This is a genomic window from Maribacter spongiicola (assembly GCF_052119685.1).
GTDB lineage: Bacteria > Bacteroidota > Bacteroidia > Flavobacteriales > Flavobacteriaceae > Maribacter > Maribacter spongiicola_A.
Window position 1 is genome coordinate 19,482 of the sequence record NZ_JBGQOO010000004.1, and the last position, 16,025, is coordinate 35,506.

The following is a 16,025-nucleotide window of genomic DNA, read 5'->3' on the forward strand; positions in this document are numbered from 1 at the left end:
GACTAAGTTAGTATCTATATTTTGAAAGTAATCACAGGTATTTTAGAATGGTTTACGACATCTTCGCCGATGCTACCATTAAACATATGCGAAATACCTTTTCGCCCGTGTGTAGGCATTGCTATAGCATCTGCTAAGATGGTTTTACCATAATTTATAATACCCTGCTCTACACTATAATCATTATAAATTTCAACTTGTTGCGCAGAATTGGCCTTGGTCAAAAATTTGTTTATTTTTTGATAGGCATCTCTGTTACTCATAAATTCATCGTTTGGCGTGTTGATAAAAACAACCTCCATGTTAGCACCTAGCATTTCTGCAAACTCTTTAGCTTTTTGAAAAGCCGGTAAATTATCATCGTTAAAATCGCATGCAAATACAAAACGATCTAAACTTAAATTAGTTACCTCTCCTTTTATTACCAATACAGGTATTGTCGCGTTACGAACTACTTTTTCTGCATTAGAACCAATTAACATTTCTTCAAATCCGCTAGAGCCGTTAGAACCCATTACTATTAAATCTGCATCATGTTCTTTTGCAATAGTATTCAGCTCACTATATACTTTATAGTGCTTAATTACTGGGGTTACGGTAACACCTTTTAAATATGGTTTTTCTAAAAACTCTTTTAAATTCTTTTCTGCCAATTTCACCATGAAAACTGTTTGCTCGATATACATACCATCGGGCGAAGTAATTATTGCCTGATTCAGTTCTAGCATATGAACTACCAAAAGTTCAACTTTATGTTTTTTAGCCAAATCTGCAGCTGCCTTTAGCGCTTGTTCTGATTGATTTGAAAAATCTGTAAGTACGATTATTTTTTTCATGGTAATTTTGTTTAGCAATTATTAAGATTAGGAACTTCTCATTTTAAAATTAAACGGTCATTGAAAAAATCTTGGTGTCTGGTGACTTTTGCTGCAATGGCAAATCAAAAGCCATACATACATTTCTAACATAAGGTCTACCCTTTTCAGTAATTTGAAGACTGCCTTCGGCAATGGTCACTAAACCATCTTCTTCCATTTCTTTTAACCTATTTAGAATACTTTCTATTTGTGGTAGATGTAACTTAAATTCGCTCCAAGTTGTTTTAAACTGGCACATTAAATTTAAGATATGTCTTCTTATAATTTGATCTTCTTCTGTTAAAATATGACCTCTGTATAGCGGAATTATATCATTTTCCACAAGACTTTGATACTCTTCTACATTTTTTACATTCTGTGCAAAACCGTACCAACTATCGCTTATACTCGATGCACCTAAACCAATCATTAAGTTGGTGTTAGAGCTGGTATAGCCCATGAAATTTCTATGCAGTTTTCCATTTTCCATAGCCTGAAACAATCCGTCGCTTTCCAAAGCAAAGTGATCCATTCCTATTTCATGATAACCATATTCTAATAACAATTCTTTACCTACTTCGTACTGCGTTCTTTTTTCATCGCCTGCAGGTAAATCTGCATCATTATAACCACGTTGACCATTACCTGCCAGCCACGGCACATGTGCATAGCTGTAAAAAGCAATACGATCTGGTTTTAATTCTTTGGTCTTTTCTATCGTATTAATTACATGTTCTAGCTTCTGATGTGGGAGACCAAATATGATATCGTGACTTACAGATGTATACCCTATTTCACGAGCCCACTCGGTTACATTTTTTACATTTTCAAAAGGCTGAATTCTATTGATTGCCTTTTGTACTGTTTCATTATAATCTTGCACACCATAGCTTACTCTTCTAAAGCCAACATTGTACAATGCTTGCAAATGTTCTTTAGTGGTATTGTTCGGGTGCCCTTCAAAACTAAACTCGCCATCTTCAGACCTATCGGCTATTCTTAGAATACCATCAATTAAATACTTCAAATTTTCTGGAGTAAAAAATGTTGGCGTACCACCACCTAAGTGTAACTCTTTTATAACCGGTTTTTCATCGAACAGTGCGTTATATAATTGCCATTCTTTTAAAACCGCTTTTATATACGGCATCTCTAAATCGTGTCGTTTTGTAATACGCTTATGACATCCGCAGAACGTACACATATTTTCACAAAATGGTAAATGTATGTATAGACTAATACCTGATACCGAATTACTAGCATGAAAACTCTTTTTTACCGACGCTTCCCACTTTTTTCCAGAGAAGGTATTGATATCCCAAAAAGGAACGGTTGGGTAACTAGTATATCTAGGTCCTGGTACATTATACTTTTGAACAAGCGAACACATAAACTTCTTATTTAGTCACAAACTTACATGTCTAAGACAGCATATAATATGATTTTTATCAGTTCACAGCACATCGAAAAAAAATAACTTGCCCTGAAATTATATCACGAATAGTTGTTCTATGTAACTAATGTTACCTAAGAAATTAATCAGATCCAATAATTTTGAATTAAAATTTATACCCATGCTACCAGTAGGCTCTAAATTGTACAGTATCATATTTTTAAAATGCCCTAGATGTCATAAAGGTGAATTTTTCGAGGCAAATCCTTATAAATTAAGTAACTTCAATAAGGTTAAAGAACGTTGCCCAAAATGCGATTTAAAATATAGTATTGAGCCTAGTTTTTATACGGGATCAATGTACGTTTCTTATGCAGTAGGTATTGCTGTAGCAGTTGCTGCGTATGTATTAACTTTACTCTTCGGACTTCAACTTTCAATAGGTGCTTTATTTGTTGTTATCGTTGCATCATTAGTTGTAACAATGCCATGGATAGCCGCAGTTTCTAAATCGATTTGGGCGAATATGTTTTTTAAATTTGAAAAGGAAATAGCACAGAAAATTAATTCTTAAAAGAATGATTCAAGACTTAAAGACAGAATACGGAAATATCTTTGAAGAGGAGCTCATTAATGAAATAGTACAGGTAGGTACTTTTAAAGAAGTACCGGAAGGCTATAAATTAATGGAGATCGGAGATTTTATAAGAGGTATGCCTTTATTAATTTCTGGAGTCATTAAAATTTTAAGAGAAGATGAAGATGGCGATGAACTTTTACTATACTATTTAGAAAAAGGTGATACCTGCTCTATGACCATGGCGTGTTGTATGGGCGACAAAAAAAGTGAAATCAGAGCTATTGCAGAAACCGATGCAAAACTTATTATGGTACCTATTCAGAAAATGGAAGAATGGACCGCCAAATACAAGTCTTGGAGAAACTTCGTATTCAATAGCTATCATGTTCGATTAAATGAGCTTTTAAGCACCTTGGATAATATCGCATTCCAAAAAATGGATGAACGTCTAATTGGTTACCTCAAAGAAAAATCTAGGGTAACAAAAGACAATATCATTCATAGTACCCATCAAGATATCGCCTACGACCTTCATAGTTCTAGAGTTGTAATTTCTAGACTTTTAAAGAAACTTGAAGAAATGGGCAAAATTAAACTCCACCGTAATTATTTAGAAATTTTAGATTTATAACACCTCTGTAACAAATGTTACTGCGCAGGTTTCCGTACCGTTCTACTTTTGTGATATTAAATACATCACATGGAAATTTTGCACGTTTTTGGATACGTAAGCGCTTTGGTAATAGGTGTTTCATTAGGACTCATTGGAGGCGGTGGCTCCATATTAGCCGTGCCTGTTTTAGCCTACCTCTTTTCAATTAATGAAAAAGCCGCAACCGCTTACTCCCTTTTTATTGTTGGTGCAAGTGCATTGGTCGGTGGCTGGCAACAACATTTAAAAGGTTATGTAGATTGGCGTACCGCGATTGTTTTTGGCATACCAGCTATTATTGGTGTTACACTTGTTAGGCACTATGTGGTACCTGCAATGCCCGATGTTTTATTTGAAGTTGATAACTTTCAGTTTACACGTAGAATGGCCATGTTTGGGCTGTTCGCTATTTTGATGATTCCTGCTGCATATTCTATGCTAAAAAAGGAAACAGGCATTATTACAAGTGGTAAAGTTTCTTATAATTATCCATTAATATTATTAGAAGGGTTACTTGTTGGTAGCATAACAGGATTGATTGGCGCCGGTGGCGGATTCTTAATCATTCCTGCTTTAGTCATTTTAGCAAATGTCGAAATGAAAGTTGCCGTTGGCACCTCATTAATTATAATTGCCATTAAATCTTTAATGGGTTTCTTTTTAGGTGATGCCATGACCATGACCATTGACTGGAAGTTTCTTGCCATTTTTACATCGCTATCTTTTGTGGGTATTTTTATTGGTAGCTACCTCAGTAATTTCATTGATAGCAAAAAATTAAAAACAGGTTTCGGCTATTTTATTCTTGTAATGGCAGCCTTTATTTTCTATATGGAGTTCTTTTAAAAAATTTCGCTTATGTGACCAATGTCACTGTATACGTCTTATACAAAGGGTAATTTTATAGTATTAATTAAAATAAATAACAACATGAAAGTAGAACAAATTTATACCGGATGTTTGGCACACGCTGCCTATTATATAGAAAGTAATGGTGAAGCTGCAGTATTCGATCCTTTACGAGAAGTACAACCCTACATTGATCGCGCCAAGAAAGATAATGCTAAAATCAAATATGTTTTTGAAACACATTTTCATGCCGACTTTGTAAGTGGTCATTTAGAATTACAAAACAAGGTAGGTGCAGAAATTGTATTCGGACCTGGTGCAAAACCCGCTTATAAAGCTACTACGGCAAAAGACAATCAAATTTTTGAAGTTGGCGATTATAAGGTAAAGGTTATTCATACTCCTGGTCATACTATGGAAAGCACTACCTATATTTTAATTGATGCGAATGGAAAAGAGCATGGCATTATTACCGGAGATACCTTATTTATTGGTGATGTTGGTAGACCTGATCTAGCGCAACATGTAGTGGCAGATTTGACTGAAGAAAAGTTAGCAGGACATTTATACGATTCTCTTAGAAATAGAATAATGCCTCTAAGTGATGATTTAATAGTGTATCCAAATCATGGTGCAGGATCTGCTTGTGGTAAAATGATGAGTAAAGAAACTACCGATACTTTAGGGCATCAAAAGAAAGTAAATTATGCTTTGAGACCAGATATGACGAAAGAGGAGTTTATCAAAGAACTCTTAACCGGACTCACAGCTCCTCCGGGTTATTTTCCTAAAAATGTTTTAATGAATATTCAAGGGTACGAGAGTTTAGACAAAATCATGGACCGTGCCACTACCTCTTATACTCCCGAGGCATTTGAGGCTGTTGCCAATGAAACTGGAGCTTTAGTTTTAGATACCAGAAATGCCGAGGATTTTGCCAAAGGGTTTATTCCTAACAGTATTAATATTGGATTAGAAGGCAGTTTTGCCCAATGGGTTGGTGAAATGATACCAGATATAAAACAAGAAATATTGCTGGTTACCTACAAAGACAAAGAAGAGGAAGCTATTACAAGATTGGCACGTGTTGGTTATGATAATACGGTAGGCTTTTTAAAAGGTGGTTTTGATTCTTGGAAAGAAGCTAAAAAGGATTACGAAACAAATGATAGAATCGATGGTAAGGAATTGGAAGCATTATACGCTACTACCAAACCTTTGATTATCGATGTAAGAAAAAAGAGCGAGTACGATTCTGAACATGTTATTGATGCTATTAATGTTCCTTTAAATGAAATTAATGAGCACCTTGCCCAATTCCCAAAAGACAAGCCTTTTGTGCTGCATTGTGCCGGTGGCTATAGAAGTATGATAGCAGCTTCGATTTTAAAGCAAAGAGGATGGCAAGATTTCACAGATGTTAGAGGTGGATTTGAAGCAATTTCAAAAACATCAATTCCCAGATCAGAATATGTTTGCCCCTCTACCTTATTATAATTTCTTAAATAATTAAAAAGCCCTGTATCGCACAGGGCTTTTCTGTATCTATTCATCTATGTAACCTAGGTTACTGTGCGTGAGAAATTCAATATGTAATTTTGAGCATAATTTAATTTTCGACTGATGAAAGTAGAGCAAATATATACGGGTTGTCTTGCACAAGGTGCATACTATATTGAAAGTAATGGTGAGGTCGCTATTGTTGATCCCTTAAGAGAAGTGCAACCTTACATAAAAAAAGCAACTGCTAATAATGCTAAAATCAAATACATTTTTGAAACGCATTTTCATGCCGATTTTGTTAGTGGTCATGTAACCTTGGCTAAAGAAACTGGTGCTGATATTATCTACGGACCAAAAGCCAATCCGTCGTTTGAAGCTATTATCGCAAAAGATAATCAAGAGTTTAAATTAGGTGATATTACCATCACTGCTTTACATACTCCTGGTCATACAATGGAAAGTACCACGTACTTATTAAGAGATGCCAATGGTAAAGACTATGCTATTTTTAGCGGAGATACTTTATTTTTAGGTGATGTCGGCAGACCTGATCTTGCACAGAAAATGGGCGAATTAACAGAGCGTGACCTTGCCGGATTCTTATTTGACAGTCTACGTGAAAAAATTATGCCTTTAGCAGATGACGTAATCGTCTATCCCGCTCATGGTGCCGGTTCTGCATGCGGAAAGAATATGATGAAGGAAACAGTCGATACATTGGGCAACCAAAAGAAAATGAATTATGCCTTACGTTCAGATATGACGAAAGAAGAGTTCATTGATGAAGTAATCGATGGTTTACTACCGCCACCTCAATACTTCCCCTTAAATGTAAAGTTAAATAAAGAGGGCTATGAAGACATAAAAGAAGTCTTGGAACGTGGTACAAGAGCACTTTCCCCAAAGGCTTTTGAAGCTGCAGCAAATGAAACCGGTGCCATAGTTTTAGATGTACGCCATCAAGATGATTTTGCCAAAGGTCATATACCACGTTCCATTTTTATTGGGTTAGATGGTAGTTTTGCCCCATGGGTAGGTGCTTTAATTGCAGATGTAAAACAACCTATTTTACTGGTGACGCCTGTTGGTATGGAAGAAGAAGCAGTAACTCGTTTATCTAGAGTTGGTTTTGATGGTACGCTAGGGTATTTAGAAGGCGGCTTCGATGCTTGGAAAAAAGCTGCGATGGAGTATGATACGGTAAGCCAGGTTGACGCAGATGAACTTAAGAAGGCTATTGAAACCGAACGCGTGCCGGTATTCGATGTTCGTAAAGAATCTGAATACCTTTCTGAACATATTATTGATGCCAAAAACACACCGCTAGATTTTCTAAACGACCATTTAGCCGAGTTCCCAAATAAAAAATCATTTTATGTGCATTGCGCAGGTGGTTATAGAAGCATGATCGCTTCATCTATTTTAAAAAGTAGAGGCATTCATAATCTTATAGATGTAAAAGGCGGATTTAAAGATATTAAAGAAGCTAGTATACCCGTTACTGAATTTGTTTGTCCTACTACATTATAAATAAAATTTGACATAGACTTATAAGTCTATTTATGACAAAATATAATTTAGTTTTTTAGGTCTGCACATTAGCAGGTTGGTTGATGTTAAGAGGAGTACTTTTTTAAGAAAATACTCCTCTTTTTATTGTTTTTTTTCTTCGCTATGTAACCAGAGTTACTGTAGCTACTAGACTGTAACTGTACCTTTAATTAAAATTAAAAGAACATGGAAACAATACAAAATAATGAAATAATCAGCATGCCAAGAATTGGAGATATTGCTCCAGATTTTGAAGCGATAACTACTAAAGGAAAAATAAAATTATCTGAATTTGCAAAAGATAAGTGGATTGTAATGTTCTCGCATCCTGCAGATTTTACTCCCGTTTGTACTACTGAAATGAGTGGGTTTGCGGTGCGTAAACCAGAGTTTGATGCTCTTAATACAGAATTATTAGGATTAAGTATAGATAGTGTGCATGCGCATTTAGGTTGGGTACAGAACGTACGTGAAAACACAGGTGTCTATTTTGATTTTCCCATCATAGCAGATTTAGATATGAAGGTTTCTAAAAAATATGGAATGCTTCAACCCAATGAAAGCGAAACTGCAGCTTTGCGTGCCGTTTTCTTCATCGATCCAAAGAAAAAAATACGTTTGGTAATGTATTACCCTTTAAATGTTGGGCGAAACATGAACGAAATTCTAAGGGCTTTAGAAGCTTTGCAAACATCAGATAAGTATAAAGTTTCAATGCCATTAGATTGGAAAAAAGGTGACAAGGTCATCGTATCTCCTCCTAAAACATTAGATGAATTAAATGCCCGTTTAGAAGACGATACTTTAGAAAAAGTAGACTGGTACTTAGCAAAGAAAAGTCTAAATTAATTTTTTGTTGGTTGGTTTTGAAGGGAACGGTCATATACAAAAGACCGTTTCCTTTTAGTATTGAATATTAATTATAAATAAAAAACTATGTCATTTTTAAGTACACTTTTCGGTAAAAAAGAAGAAGCCACAGGTAATATTACCGTGTTGAACAAAACCGAATATGCTACGCAAATTGTAGCTAATAACATAAAACCTTTTGATGTTAGAACGCCGTCTGAATATAACAGCGGGCATATTAAAAAAGCAATAAACGTTGATTTTTTTAATGCTGGTAATTTTAATACTTATTTTGAAAAGATTGATAAAGATAAACCTGTTTATGTTTATTGCAGATCAGGGGCAAGAAGTCAAAAAGCCGCTCGAAAGTTATTGAAAATGGGCTTTTCACAAGTATATGATTTAAAAGGAGGATACAGTTCTTGGAATTAATCATAAAATATTCATTTAATCTTTCACATCAAAAAATGAAGAATGCACTTCTAATTTTATCTATCATTTTAATTTCTAGTTGTCAAGATTCCCCTAGTAGCAAAATTAAGGTGCTCACAGAAAACGAGAGTGAATATAATACTCAAGAAACACTCAATGAGGGTAAAGAACTTTTAGAAGCTAAATGCTACATATGTCATAATCCTAAATCAGATGAAAACAATGTACTGGCACCACCTATGGTTGCTATTAAAGCTAGATATCTCAGAGACCATTCTGCAAAAGAGTCTTTTGCAGATGCTATTTGGAACTTTGTAGAAAAACCTACCAATGAAAAGGTTAAAATGAAAGGAGCTGTTAATCGTTTTGGACTAATGCCATATCAGTCGTTTAACGAAAATGAAATACGTAAAATTTCAGATTATATTTTCGATTACCAAATTGAAGAACCTTCTTGGTTCAAAGAACATTGGGAACAAAATCACGGAGATAAAAATTATCATCAAAAAGGTAAGAGAATGAATGGGGTTTTTAACACGATTGAACCATCTCCAATGGAAAAAGGTAAATTGTATGCACAAAGTACCCAAAAAGTATTAGGTAAGAACCTTATGCTAAACATACAGAAAAATGGTGCATTAGGTGCTGTAGAGTTTTGTAATGAAAATGCATATCCGCTTACAGATAGTATGGCAATTGTTCATCATGCCAAAATTAAAAGGGTAAGTGATAAACCTAGAAATCAAAATAATAAAGCAAGTAAAAAAGAGCTTGAATATATTGCGTATTTTAAATCAAAAATTAATAATAACGAGTCTTACGAACCTATACTAACTAACGAAAACGGAATTATTAATTTCTATTCTCCTATTGTTACCAATACCATGTGCCTAAATTGCCATGGTGTGCCAAAAACAAATATCGATACAAAGGTTACCCAATTTTTGAACGATAAATACCCATATGACGAAGCTATAGGCTATAAAGAGAATGAGGTTAGAGGTATTTGGAGTATAAGTTTTAAAGACGAACAAAATAAGTAAGATATGACTTCAGTAATTCCTATTCAGAATTTAAAATGTGGTGGTTGTGCCAAAACAATTATTTCTAAATTAGAAGAGATACCTACCCTAACAAATGTATCGGTATCAGTAGAATCATCTTCGGTTTCTTTTGATGCTTTAAAGCAAGAAGATATTGATACTGCAAAAACTAAATTAAAGGCACTTGGTTACCCAAGTCTAGATCAAGAGAATTCGGTACTATCAAAAGCAAAGTCTTTTGTAAGCTGTGCTACAGGTAAATTATCTGACTGATTTAAAAAACCTAAAGAAGAAGTAATTACGTATTACTTCTTCTTTGTTTTAAGCCCATGGGTCATCTGCCCTAAAAAGTCTTTTGGTAAATTCTCATCTCCTGGGTAACCTAATTTCACATCTCCGCTATCTTCCGGTATGTAATTGGTTTTAAAAATATAATCCCAAAGGCTTAAGCTAATTCCGAAATTTACACCATATTTTCCCTCTGGTAAGTCATATGCATGATGGTACAAATGCATGACTGGGTTATTTAAAACATACTTCAAAGGTCCCCATGTAATTTTAATATTAGAATGGTTAAAATGACCAATTGCAATAGCTATAAAATGAACGATATAAGCTTGTTCTGGTTCAAAACCTCCTAGAATCATAACTCCGAAAGTCTTTAAAGGTTTATACAGAATATTCTCCATCCAATGGTAACGCAAATGAGCTGCAAAACCCATTTCTTTTACACTATGGTGTACTTTATGAAAATTCCAAAGAAAGGCATACTTGTGTAATAATGTATGGGTAAACCATTGCACAAAATCTAATACGATAAAGAATAATAAAAGCTGACCCCACATCGGCCAACCAGATATATCTATTAGTGCTAAACTATTTGCTTTTATACCGATGTCAGTAAAAAACACTTGCAATAATTTATAAATACCACTTATGGCAATTGCAAATAGAAAGAAGTTGAAGAACATATAAAAACCGTCTAACCAAAAGTCTTTTCTAAAAACTCCTTGTTGTTTTCTCCAAGGGAAAACAATTTCTAAAAACCAAACTATAAGCGATATAGAAATTAAGCCCCAAAAGTAATTAAGATACCAGGGTACTTGAAAAAGAATTGATTTCCATGTCCAACTAAAAGTTCCCGTCACCGCATTTAAAAACGCATCTATATATGCTTCCATTCTACATTTGCTTTTTGCAAAATTACACTATTAAAAATGACCCTACAGTAACCAAAGTTACTTTACAATAGAATGATACAGAGCAATTTTGCATATGACCAATATCATTTGTCGCAAAATTATTTAGCACTACTTTGCAGTAGAAAGCTAGCTAAAATTTGTTCGCTTTTGATTAAGTCTGAAATAACGTAATAACATTACATTTTGACTTAATTCATTAATTTAAAAACAAGTATCATGAAAAAAAATATGGGAACCACAGATAAATTCATAAGATTCATAATTGCGGCAGCGCTTATAATTGCATTTTTGACAGATACCGTAACCGGTGTTTTAGGTTATGTGGCGCTAGCAGTGGCAGCCATTTTCATATTAACTTCATTTATTAGTTTTTGCCCTTTGTATACGCTGTTCGGTGGCAGCACTTGTAAGGTTAAATAGTAAGATTACCTTATTAAACCAAAACATTTTGCTTAAATAAATCGATGACTAATTTACGTGTTAATAATACTGTGTAGCATTTGTTACATTATATATATTTTACATCTGTTATATTTATCATATTCATAAAAATAACAGCAAAATGAGTTCACATCATCAGGTATTAATTATTGGAGGTGGTACTGCAGGTATCATGGTAGCAGCCCAACTTCTCACTCAAAAAGGAGCTAAAGACGTCGCAATTATTGAACCGGCAGATACACATTATTACCAACCTGCTTGGACTCTTGTAGGTGCAGGTACCTATGACTTTGACAAAACGGCTCGACCGATGTCATCGGTTATGCCCAAAAATGCTACTTGGATAAAAGATAAAGCAACTGGTTTCGACCCAGAAAATAATATCGTACACACTGCATCTAAAGGAGATATTACGTACGATTATTTAGTAGTAGCACCAGGTCTTGCTTATGATTTCAGTTTAGTACCTGGCTTAGGTAAAGCCATAGACAAAGGAGTGGTTTGTAGTAATTACACGGACCCTAAACATACTTGGGATGTTATTAAAAACTTCAAAGGTGGTACCGCACTTTTTACGCAACCTACAACCCCAATTAAATGTGGTGGAGCACCACAAAAAATAATGTACTTGGCTGAAAGCCATTTTAGAAAAAGTGGAATCCGTAAAAAAACCGATGTAATTTTTGCTACAGGTGGTACGGTTATTTTTGGTGTAAAGAAAATTGCTAAAACGTTAATGGAGGTAGTTGACCGAAAGGATATTAACCTTAGGTTTCATCATAAATTGGTTGCCGTAGATGGTGACAAGCAAATTGCCTGGTATGAAATGGGTCAAGAAATTACCGCTGGTGGTTGTGTGGTTATTTCTAGTAATAAGGTCGATGACTTAAAATTAGACGAAAAATTTCAATATAATTATAAAGATGTAAAAGTTAGCATTGATGGCAACCGTTATGGAATTCATTATGATATGATGCATACTGCTCCACCTTCTGTGGCTCCTAAATTTGTAAAAGATTCGACTTTAGTTAATGCAGCGGGTTGGTTAGATGTTAACCATCAAACTATGCAACATAATACCTACGCCAATATTTTTGGGTTAGGCGATGTCGCTGCCTTACCTACTGCTAAAACAGGAGCCGCAATTCGCAAGCAGGTGCCTATCGTAGTTGACAACTTAAACTTGTTAATGAACAGTCATAAAATGGGAATTAAATCTTATAACGGGTATTCTTCTTGCCCATTGGTTACAGATTATGGAAAAATGGTGTTGGCAGAATTTGATTACGACAATAATTTTACGCCTGACCCTAAATTGAAAAGAATGCTTATAACCGATTCTTCTAAAGAACATTGGAGATTATGGATGCTTAAAAAATACGGATTACCCTACTTGTACTGGAACAAGATGATGAAAGGTAAGGATGTTTAAATAGCATATTATTACTAACTCTACTTGAACCCTTAGTCTAAAAACCTAAGGGTTTTTTGACTTTAAAATGAATAACTCAAGTTTTGCTAAAAATTTCATAAAACATATGTTATGCAACCATTGTAACTGTAGCCATCCATTAAAATCAGGAACTTGGTGAAATAATTATAAAAATTTTATTATGAAAACGATAAGAAAAAATAGCATATCAAGTTTACTGGTTGTTGTGCTAATAGTGTTGGTTACCGCTTGCAACAAAGATGAAAACAATGTTCTAATTGAAAATTCATTATCATCAACAGAAGAAAGTGCACTAATTTTTATGATAGAAGAAGAGAAATTAGCCCTAGATACATATACTTATTTAGGAGAATTATGGGGAAACAATCAATTTTTGAATATTCAAAAAAGTGAACAATCTCATGTAAATGCCGTATCTAATTTAATAGACAAGTATAACATAACATTTACTATGTTGCCAGAAGGCGAATTTGTGAATGAAGAATTGCAAAGTTTATACAATCAATTTATTATAGAGGGAAACAAAAATCAACTTGATGCTCTTCTAATTGGTGCCACCATTGAAGATTTGGACATTGTAGATCTTGAAGAACTTATGCAATCAATTTCTAGCAACGATATTTTAAATGTTTTTGAAAGTTTACAGTGTGGTTCAAGAAATCACTTAAGAGCATTTGTAGGGTCTATAAACCAAATGGATGGAACCTATGTTCCACAATATTTATCTGTAGACGAATTTAATGAGATCATAGAAAGCGGTAATGAACGTTGTAACTAAAAATTATAGTTAAGAATTAAATCTAAGTGAAACATATCGACCTTATTAAAAAAGAAATTAGCATTGTCTGGTATATCGCCATTGCCCATTTTAGAGGTCAATAATAGCTCTGGTTGTAAGCGCTTTAACTTTTTAATATTGAAGAAAATATCTAAATTTATATGCGTGTAATCTGGCATGGCATACTTATTTAAAATAGCATCGATTGGATATGGTTTCCAATGCTTACCGATACTTAAGATCGACATAAGATTTAGATCTTTTAATAGGGTAAAGTCCTTTTTATAATTTAAAACTAAAGCATGATTATCTGCTGAACCTTCGCTGCGTTCTCGCTTTTGAAAACTGAAAAGATCTTCTCTACCCCATTCTCTTGGTGAGATAAATTGACCGTGCGGTAAAATTCTATTATAACTCAAAGAAACTAGTCCTGCTTTACTTTTATACGCGATTTTCATTCCTAAAACATCTGATGATTTCTGATTAAAATAGCGAAGGGAATCTATACCGCTACCACCTTCGCCCATCTTATTTTGATGCAACCACTCCCCTTCCAACATCAACGATGCAGAAATTTTATAAGCAGGTTTTATATAGAACGAATTGAATATATTGTCTACATATTGGTTCCATATTCTCACATTAAAATCGTCGGTTACTTCAAAATCGACATTTGCCATTAAGATATAATCAGATGCCGTGTTGTCTGCATATTGAGATGCAGTACCAAAGTTATTTCTACCTACTGGGTATGTGCCTATACTTTCTCCTATTCCGTAAAATTTTCCAGTAGAGCGTGGTGCTATTTCATTTAATATTCCAAACTGAAACGATGTCTTCTGTTTATTGTATTTATACCAAAACCCCTGAACCAAAGTGGGTATCATTCTACCATCTTCCGGATTTATCAACGGTGTATTTATTTTCATCCGCCCAAGCGTAAATGAATGCTGATCCAAATGATATTTCGCATACAGTTCGCCAAATAAAAAAACGGCATCATTTTCTAAATCTAACCTATCAAACAATCCTTCTTCATATCTACTAAGTCTCCCTGTTGTCCCATCGGGTATGGTTAAATCTTGTATTCCTAAATTGGTAGCATTATATAATGCTGCACCTATTTCTAGGTTTTCTATCAAATTATATTGGTACTTTAATTTTCCTCCTGTTGCTAAAGAATTAAAATCTTTTAATTCCCCTTTATTCGAGGTCATCATATAATAGGTACGCCATTGCCCAGAAAGTTTTCCCCTTTTCTTTAATTCAATAGAATCTTGTGCCATTGAAAAAATAGGCAAACAAAAAACAAACAGATATATTAATCGCATGGGGTTACTTTGTTTTGGTAATTCCGTATTCCTTCTGGTAAAAGTCCATTATAGGTAGAAAAGGTCCGTATTTATGCTGTTGTGCAGAAAAATCATCTGCCCAAGGACCATAAGGCGTAGAAACCGGTTTTAACGTCTTATCAGGATAATCGTTTTCGGTATTCAATTTATGTGGTCTAGAAAAACTATTAATATATCCTGCTACATGAAATGCTTCTTCATCTGTTAGTTTCGGGTTGTCCCAAGTGGCTTGTAAATACGGCATGTTACTTTTAATAAATTCCGCCGAAGTAATTACCCTATTCATACCTGCACCATCGTTAAAACTATCTGGACCCCAAAGTGGCGGATACGTGTAGCTTTTACCATCGACAGCATTGAGAATTCCTTCGCCATTAGTACCATGACAGATGATACACTCTTTTTTATACACCTGACTTCCTTTTTCCAAATTGACCGCCACTGTAGGAATTTCTATATTTGGATATCCTTTAAATTCTGCTTTTCTATGTTCTGGCACTCCTTCGCTCAACCAATTCATATATGCTACAATCGCCTTCATCTGGTTAGAATCTACCGGAAGCATTTTGCCATTCATGCTACGCTCCATACATCCATTTATGCGATCTTCAATAGTACCTATTTTGTTACCACGACCACCAAACTGAGGAAATCGTTCTATAATACCCACCCAAGATCCAGAACCAGCTTGGGCTCCTTTTTGTAAATGACAATTGGCACAAGCTAAATTATTACCGCTATATCGATCTTCGGCACGCGCAGCATTCGGACCCATGTATTTTGAAGATTCGGCAATAAGATAGTAGCCTTCCTTAACCGTCGCTGGCATGGAGGGCAACTCTGCTATTGCATCTTTAGGGTGCCAAACTTCGCTGGCTACAATTTCTTCAGTTTCAATAATCACCTCTCTTTTTACACTTGGCTCATACGTTAATAGCCATGTAAACACTAGACCGATTAAAACGAATACTATCGCAAATAGCTTAAAAAATTGTTTTGCCAATATTCGTAATTCATTCATAGAACTGTAATCTTACGCGAATTTAAATAACGAATCTATAATTTAAACATGATAACTACAGTAACCATA

General features: G+C 34.6%; 17 protein-coding genes. 12 read left to right on the plus strand and 5 right to left on the minus strand.

The genetic code is table 11. From position 1 onward, the window contains the following. Positions 1 to 14 precede the first annotated feature (14 nt). Complete coding sequence (locus ACEN2N_RS08180) at positions 15 to 836, minus strand: universal stress protein (RefSeq protein ID WP_441823866.1); 822 nt, start codon at positions 834 to 836, stop codon at positions 15 to 17. A 49-nt stretch (positions 837 to 885) separates the two neighbouring features. Next, entirely contained in the window at positions 886 to 2,247 is a 1,362-nt protein-coding gene (hemN, locus tag ACEN2N_RS08185) for an oxygen-independent coproporphyrinogen III oxidase (protein WP_441823867.1), read from the minus strand. A gap of 184 nt (positions 2,248 to 2,431) precedes the next feature. Between hemN and ACEN2N_RS08190 the strand changes: the two genes are divergently transcribed. From ACEN2N_RS08190 to ACEN2N_RS08230, 9 genes are all read left to right on the plus strand, one after another. Then, positions 2,432 to 2,824, plus strand: coding sequence for a DUF983 domain-containing protein (locus tag ACEN2N_RS08190; protein WP_441823868.1), 393 nt, complete (start codon positions 2,432 to 2,434; stop codon positions 2,822 to 2,824). 4 nt (positions 2,825 to 2,828) lie between these two features. Next, positions 2,829 to 3,461 (plus strand): Crp/Fnr family transcriptional regulator, encoded by a 633-nt coding sequence (locus tag ACEN2N_RS08195; RefSeq protein WP_441823869.1) that lies wholly within the window; start codon positions 2,829 to 2,831, stop codon positions 3,459 to 3,461. Positions 3,462 to 3,530: 69 nt separating this feature from the next. Continuing rightward, positions 3,531 to 4,328 (plus strand): sulfite exporter TauE/SafE family protein, encoded by a 798-nt coding sequence (locus tag ACEN2N_RS08200; protein WP_441823870.1) that lies wholly within the window; start codon positions 3,531 to 3,533, stop codon positions 4,326 to 4,328. Positions 4,329 to 4,412: 84 nt separating this feature from the next. Further along, positions 4,413 to 5,828, plus strand: a complete 1,416-nt coding sequence (locus tag ACEN2N_RS08205; RefSeq protein WP_441823871.1) for an MBL fold metallo-hydrolase — start codon at positions 4,413 to 4,415, stop codon at positions 5,826 to 5,828. Positions 5,829 to 5,954: 126 nt separating this feature from the next. Further along, the gene (locus tag ACEN2N_RS08210) at positions 5,955 to 7,364 is read left to right on the plus strand and encodes an MBL fold metallo-hydrolase (RefSeq protein ID WP_441823872.1); all 1,410 of its coding nucleotides are present in this window, start codon (positions 5,955 to 5,957) and stop codon (positions 7,362 to 7,364) included. A gap of 207 nt (positions 7,365 to 7,571) precedes the next feature. Further along, positions 7,572 to 8,234 (plus strand): peroxiredoxin, encoded by a 663-nt coding sequence (locus tag ACEN2N_RS08215; RefSeq protein ID WP_441823873.1) that lies wholly within the window; start codon positions 7,572 to 7,574, stop codon positions 8,232 to 8,234. An 87-nt stretch (positions 8,235 to 8,321) separates the two neighbouring features. Next, entirely contained in the window at positions 8,322 to 8,666 is a 345-nt protein-coding gene (locus tag ACEN2N_RS08220) for a rhodanese-like domain-containing protein (protein ID WP_441823874.1), read from the plus strand. Positions 8,667 to 8,701: 35 nt separating this feature from the next. Then, entirely contained in the window at positions 8,702 to 9,709 is a 1,008-nt protein-coding gene (locus ACEN2N_RS08225; RefSeq protein ID WP_441823875.1) for a c-type heme family protein, read from the plus strand. Positions 9,710 to 9,712: 3 nt separating this feature from the next. After that, on the plus strand, positions 9,713 to 9,982 hold the full coding sequence (locus tag ACEN2N_RS08230; protein WP_441823876.1) for a cation transporter: 270 nt from the start codon (positions 9,713 to 9,715) through the stop codon (positions 9,980 to 9,982). Between the two features lie 32 nt (positions 9,983 to 10,014). On the opposite strand, the gene ACEN2N_RS08235 is transcribed toward ACEN2N_RS08230, so the two are convergent. Next, entirely contained in the window at positions 10,015 to 10,890 is an 876-nt protein-coding gene (locus ACEN2N_RS08235; protein ID WP_441823877.1) for a sterol desaturase family protein, read from the minus strand. Positions 10,891 to 11,127: 237 nt separating this feature from the next. On the opposite strand from ACEN2N_RS08235, the gene ACEN2N_RS08240 reads away from it, so the two are divergent. From ACEN2N_RS08240 to ACEN2N_RS08250, 3 genes are all read left to right on the plus strand, one after another. Then, positions 11,128 to 11,331, plus strand: coding sequence for a YgaP family membrane protein (locus ACEN2N_RS08240; protein WP_441823878.1), 204 nt, complete (start codon positions 11,128 to 11,130; stop codon positions 11,329 to 11,331). 142 nt (positions 11,332 to 11,473) lie between these two features. Further along, a complete protein-coding gene (locus tag ACEN2N_RS08245) occupies positions 11,474 to 12,784 on the plus strand; it encodes an FAD-dependent oxidoreductase (RefSeq protein ID WP_441823879.1) in 1,311 nt (436 codons plus the stop codon). A gap of 181 nt (positions 12,785 to 12,965) precedes the next feature. Then, positions 12,966 to 13,583 carry a DUF2202 domain-containing protein gene (locus ACEN2N_RS08250; protein WP_441823880.1) on the plus strand — a complete coding sequence of 206 codons (618 nt, stop codon included), beginning with the start codon at positions 12,966 to 12,968 and terminating at the stop codon, positions 13,581 to 13,583. Here ACEN2N_RS08250 and ACEN2N_RS08255 read toward each other — a convergent pair. Both ACEN2N_RS08255 and ACEN2N_RS08260 read right to left on the minus strand, forming a co-directional pair. Continuing rightward, positions 13,580 to 14,914: an OprD family outer membrane porin gene (locus tag ACEN2N_RS08255; RefSeq protein ID WP_441823881.1), complete on the minus strand. Its 1,335-nt coding sequence runs from the start codon at positions 14,912 to 14,914 to the stop codon at positions 13,580 to 13,582. The two genes, ACEN2N_RS08250 and ACEN2N_RS08255, sit on opposite strands and share 4 nt — an antisense overlap. 4 nt (positions 14,915 to 14,918) lie before the next feature. After that, positions 14,919 to 15,956 (minus strand): c-type cytochrome, encoded by a 1,038-nt coding sequence (locus tag ACEN2N_RS08260; protein WP_441823882.1) that lies wholly within the window; start codon positions 15,954 to 15,956, stop codon positions 14,919 to 14,921. Positions 15,957 to 16,025 lie beyond the last annotated feature (69 nt).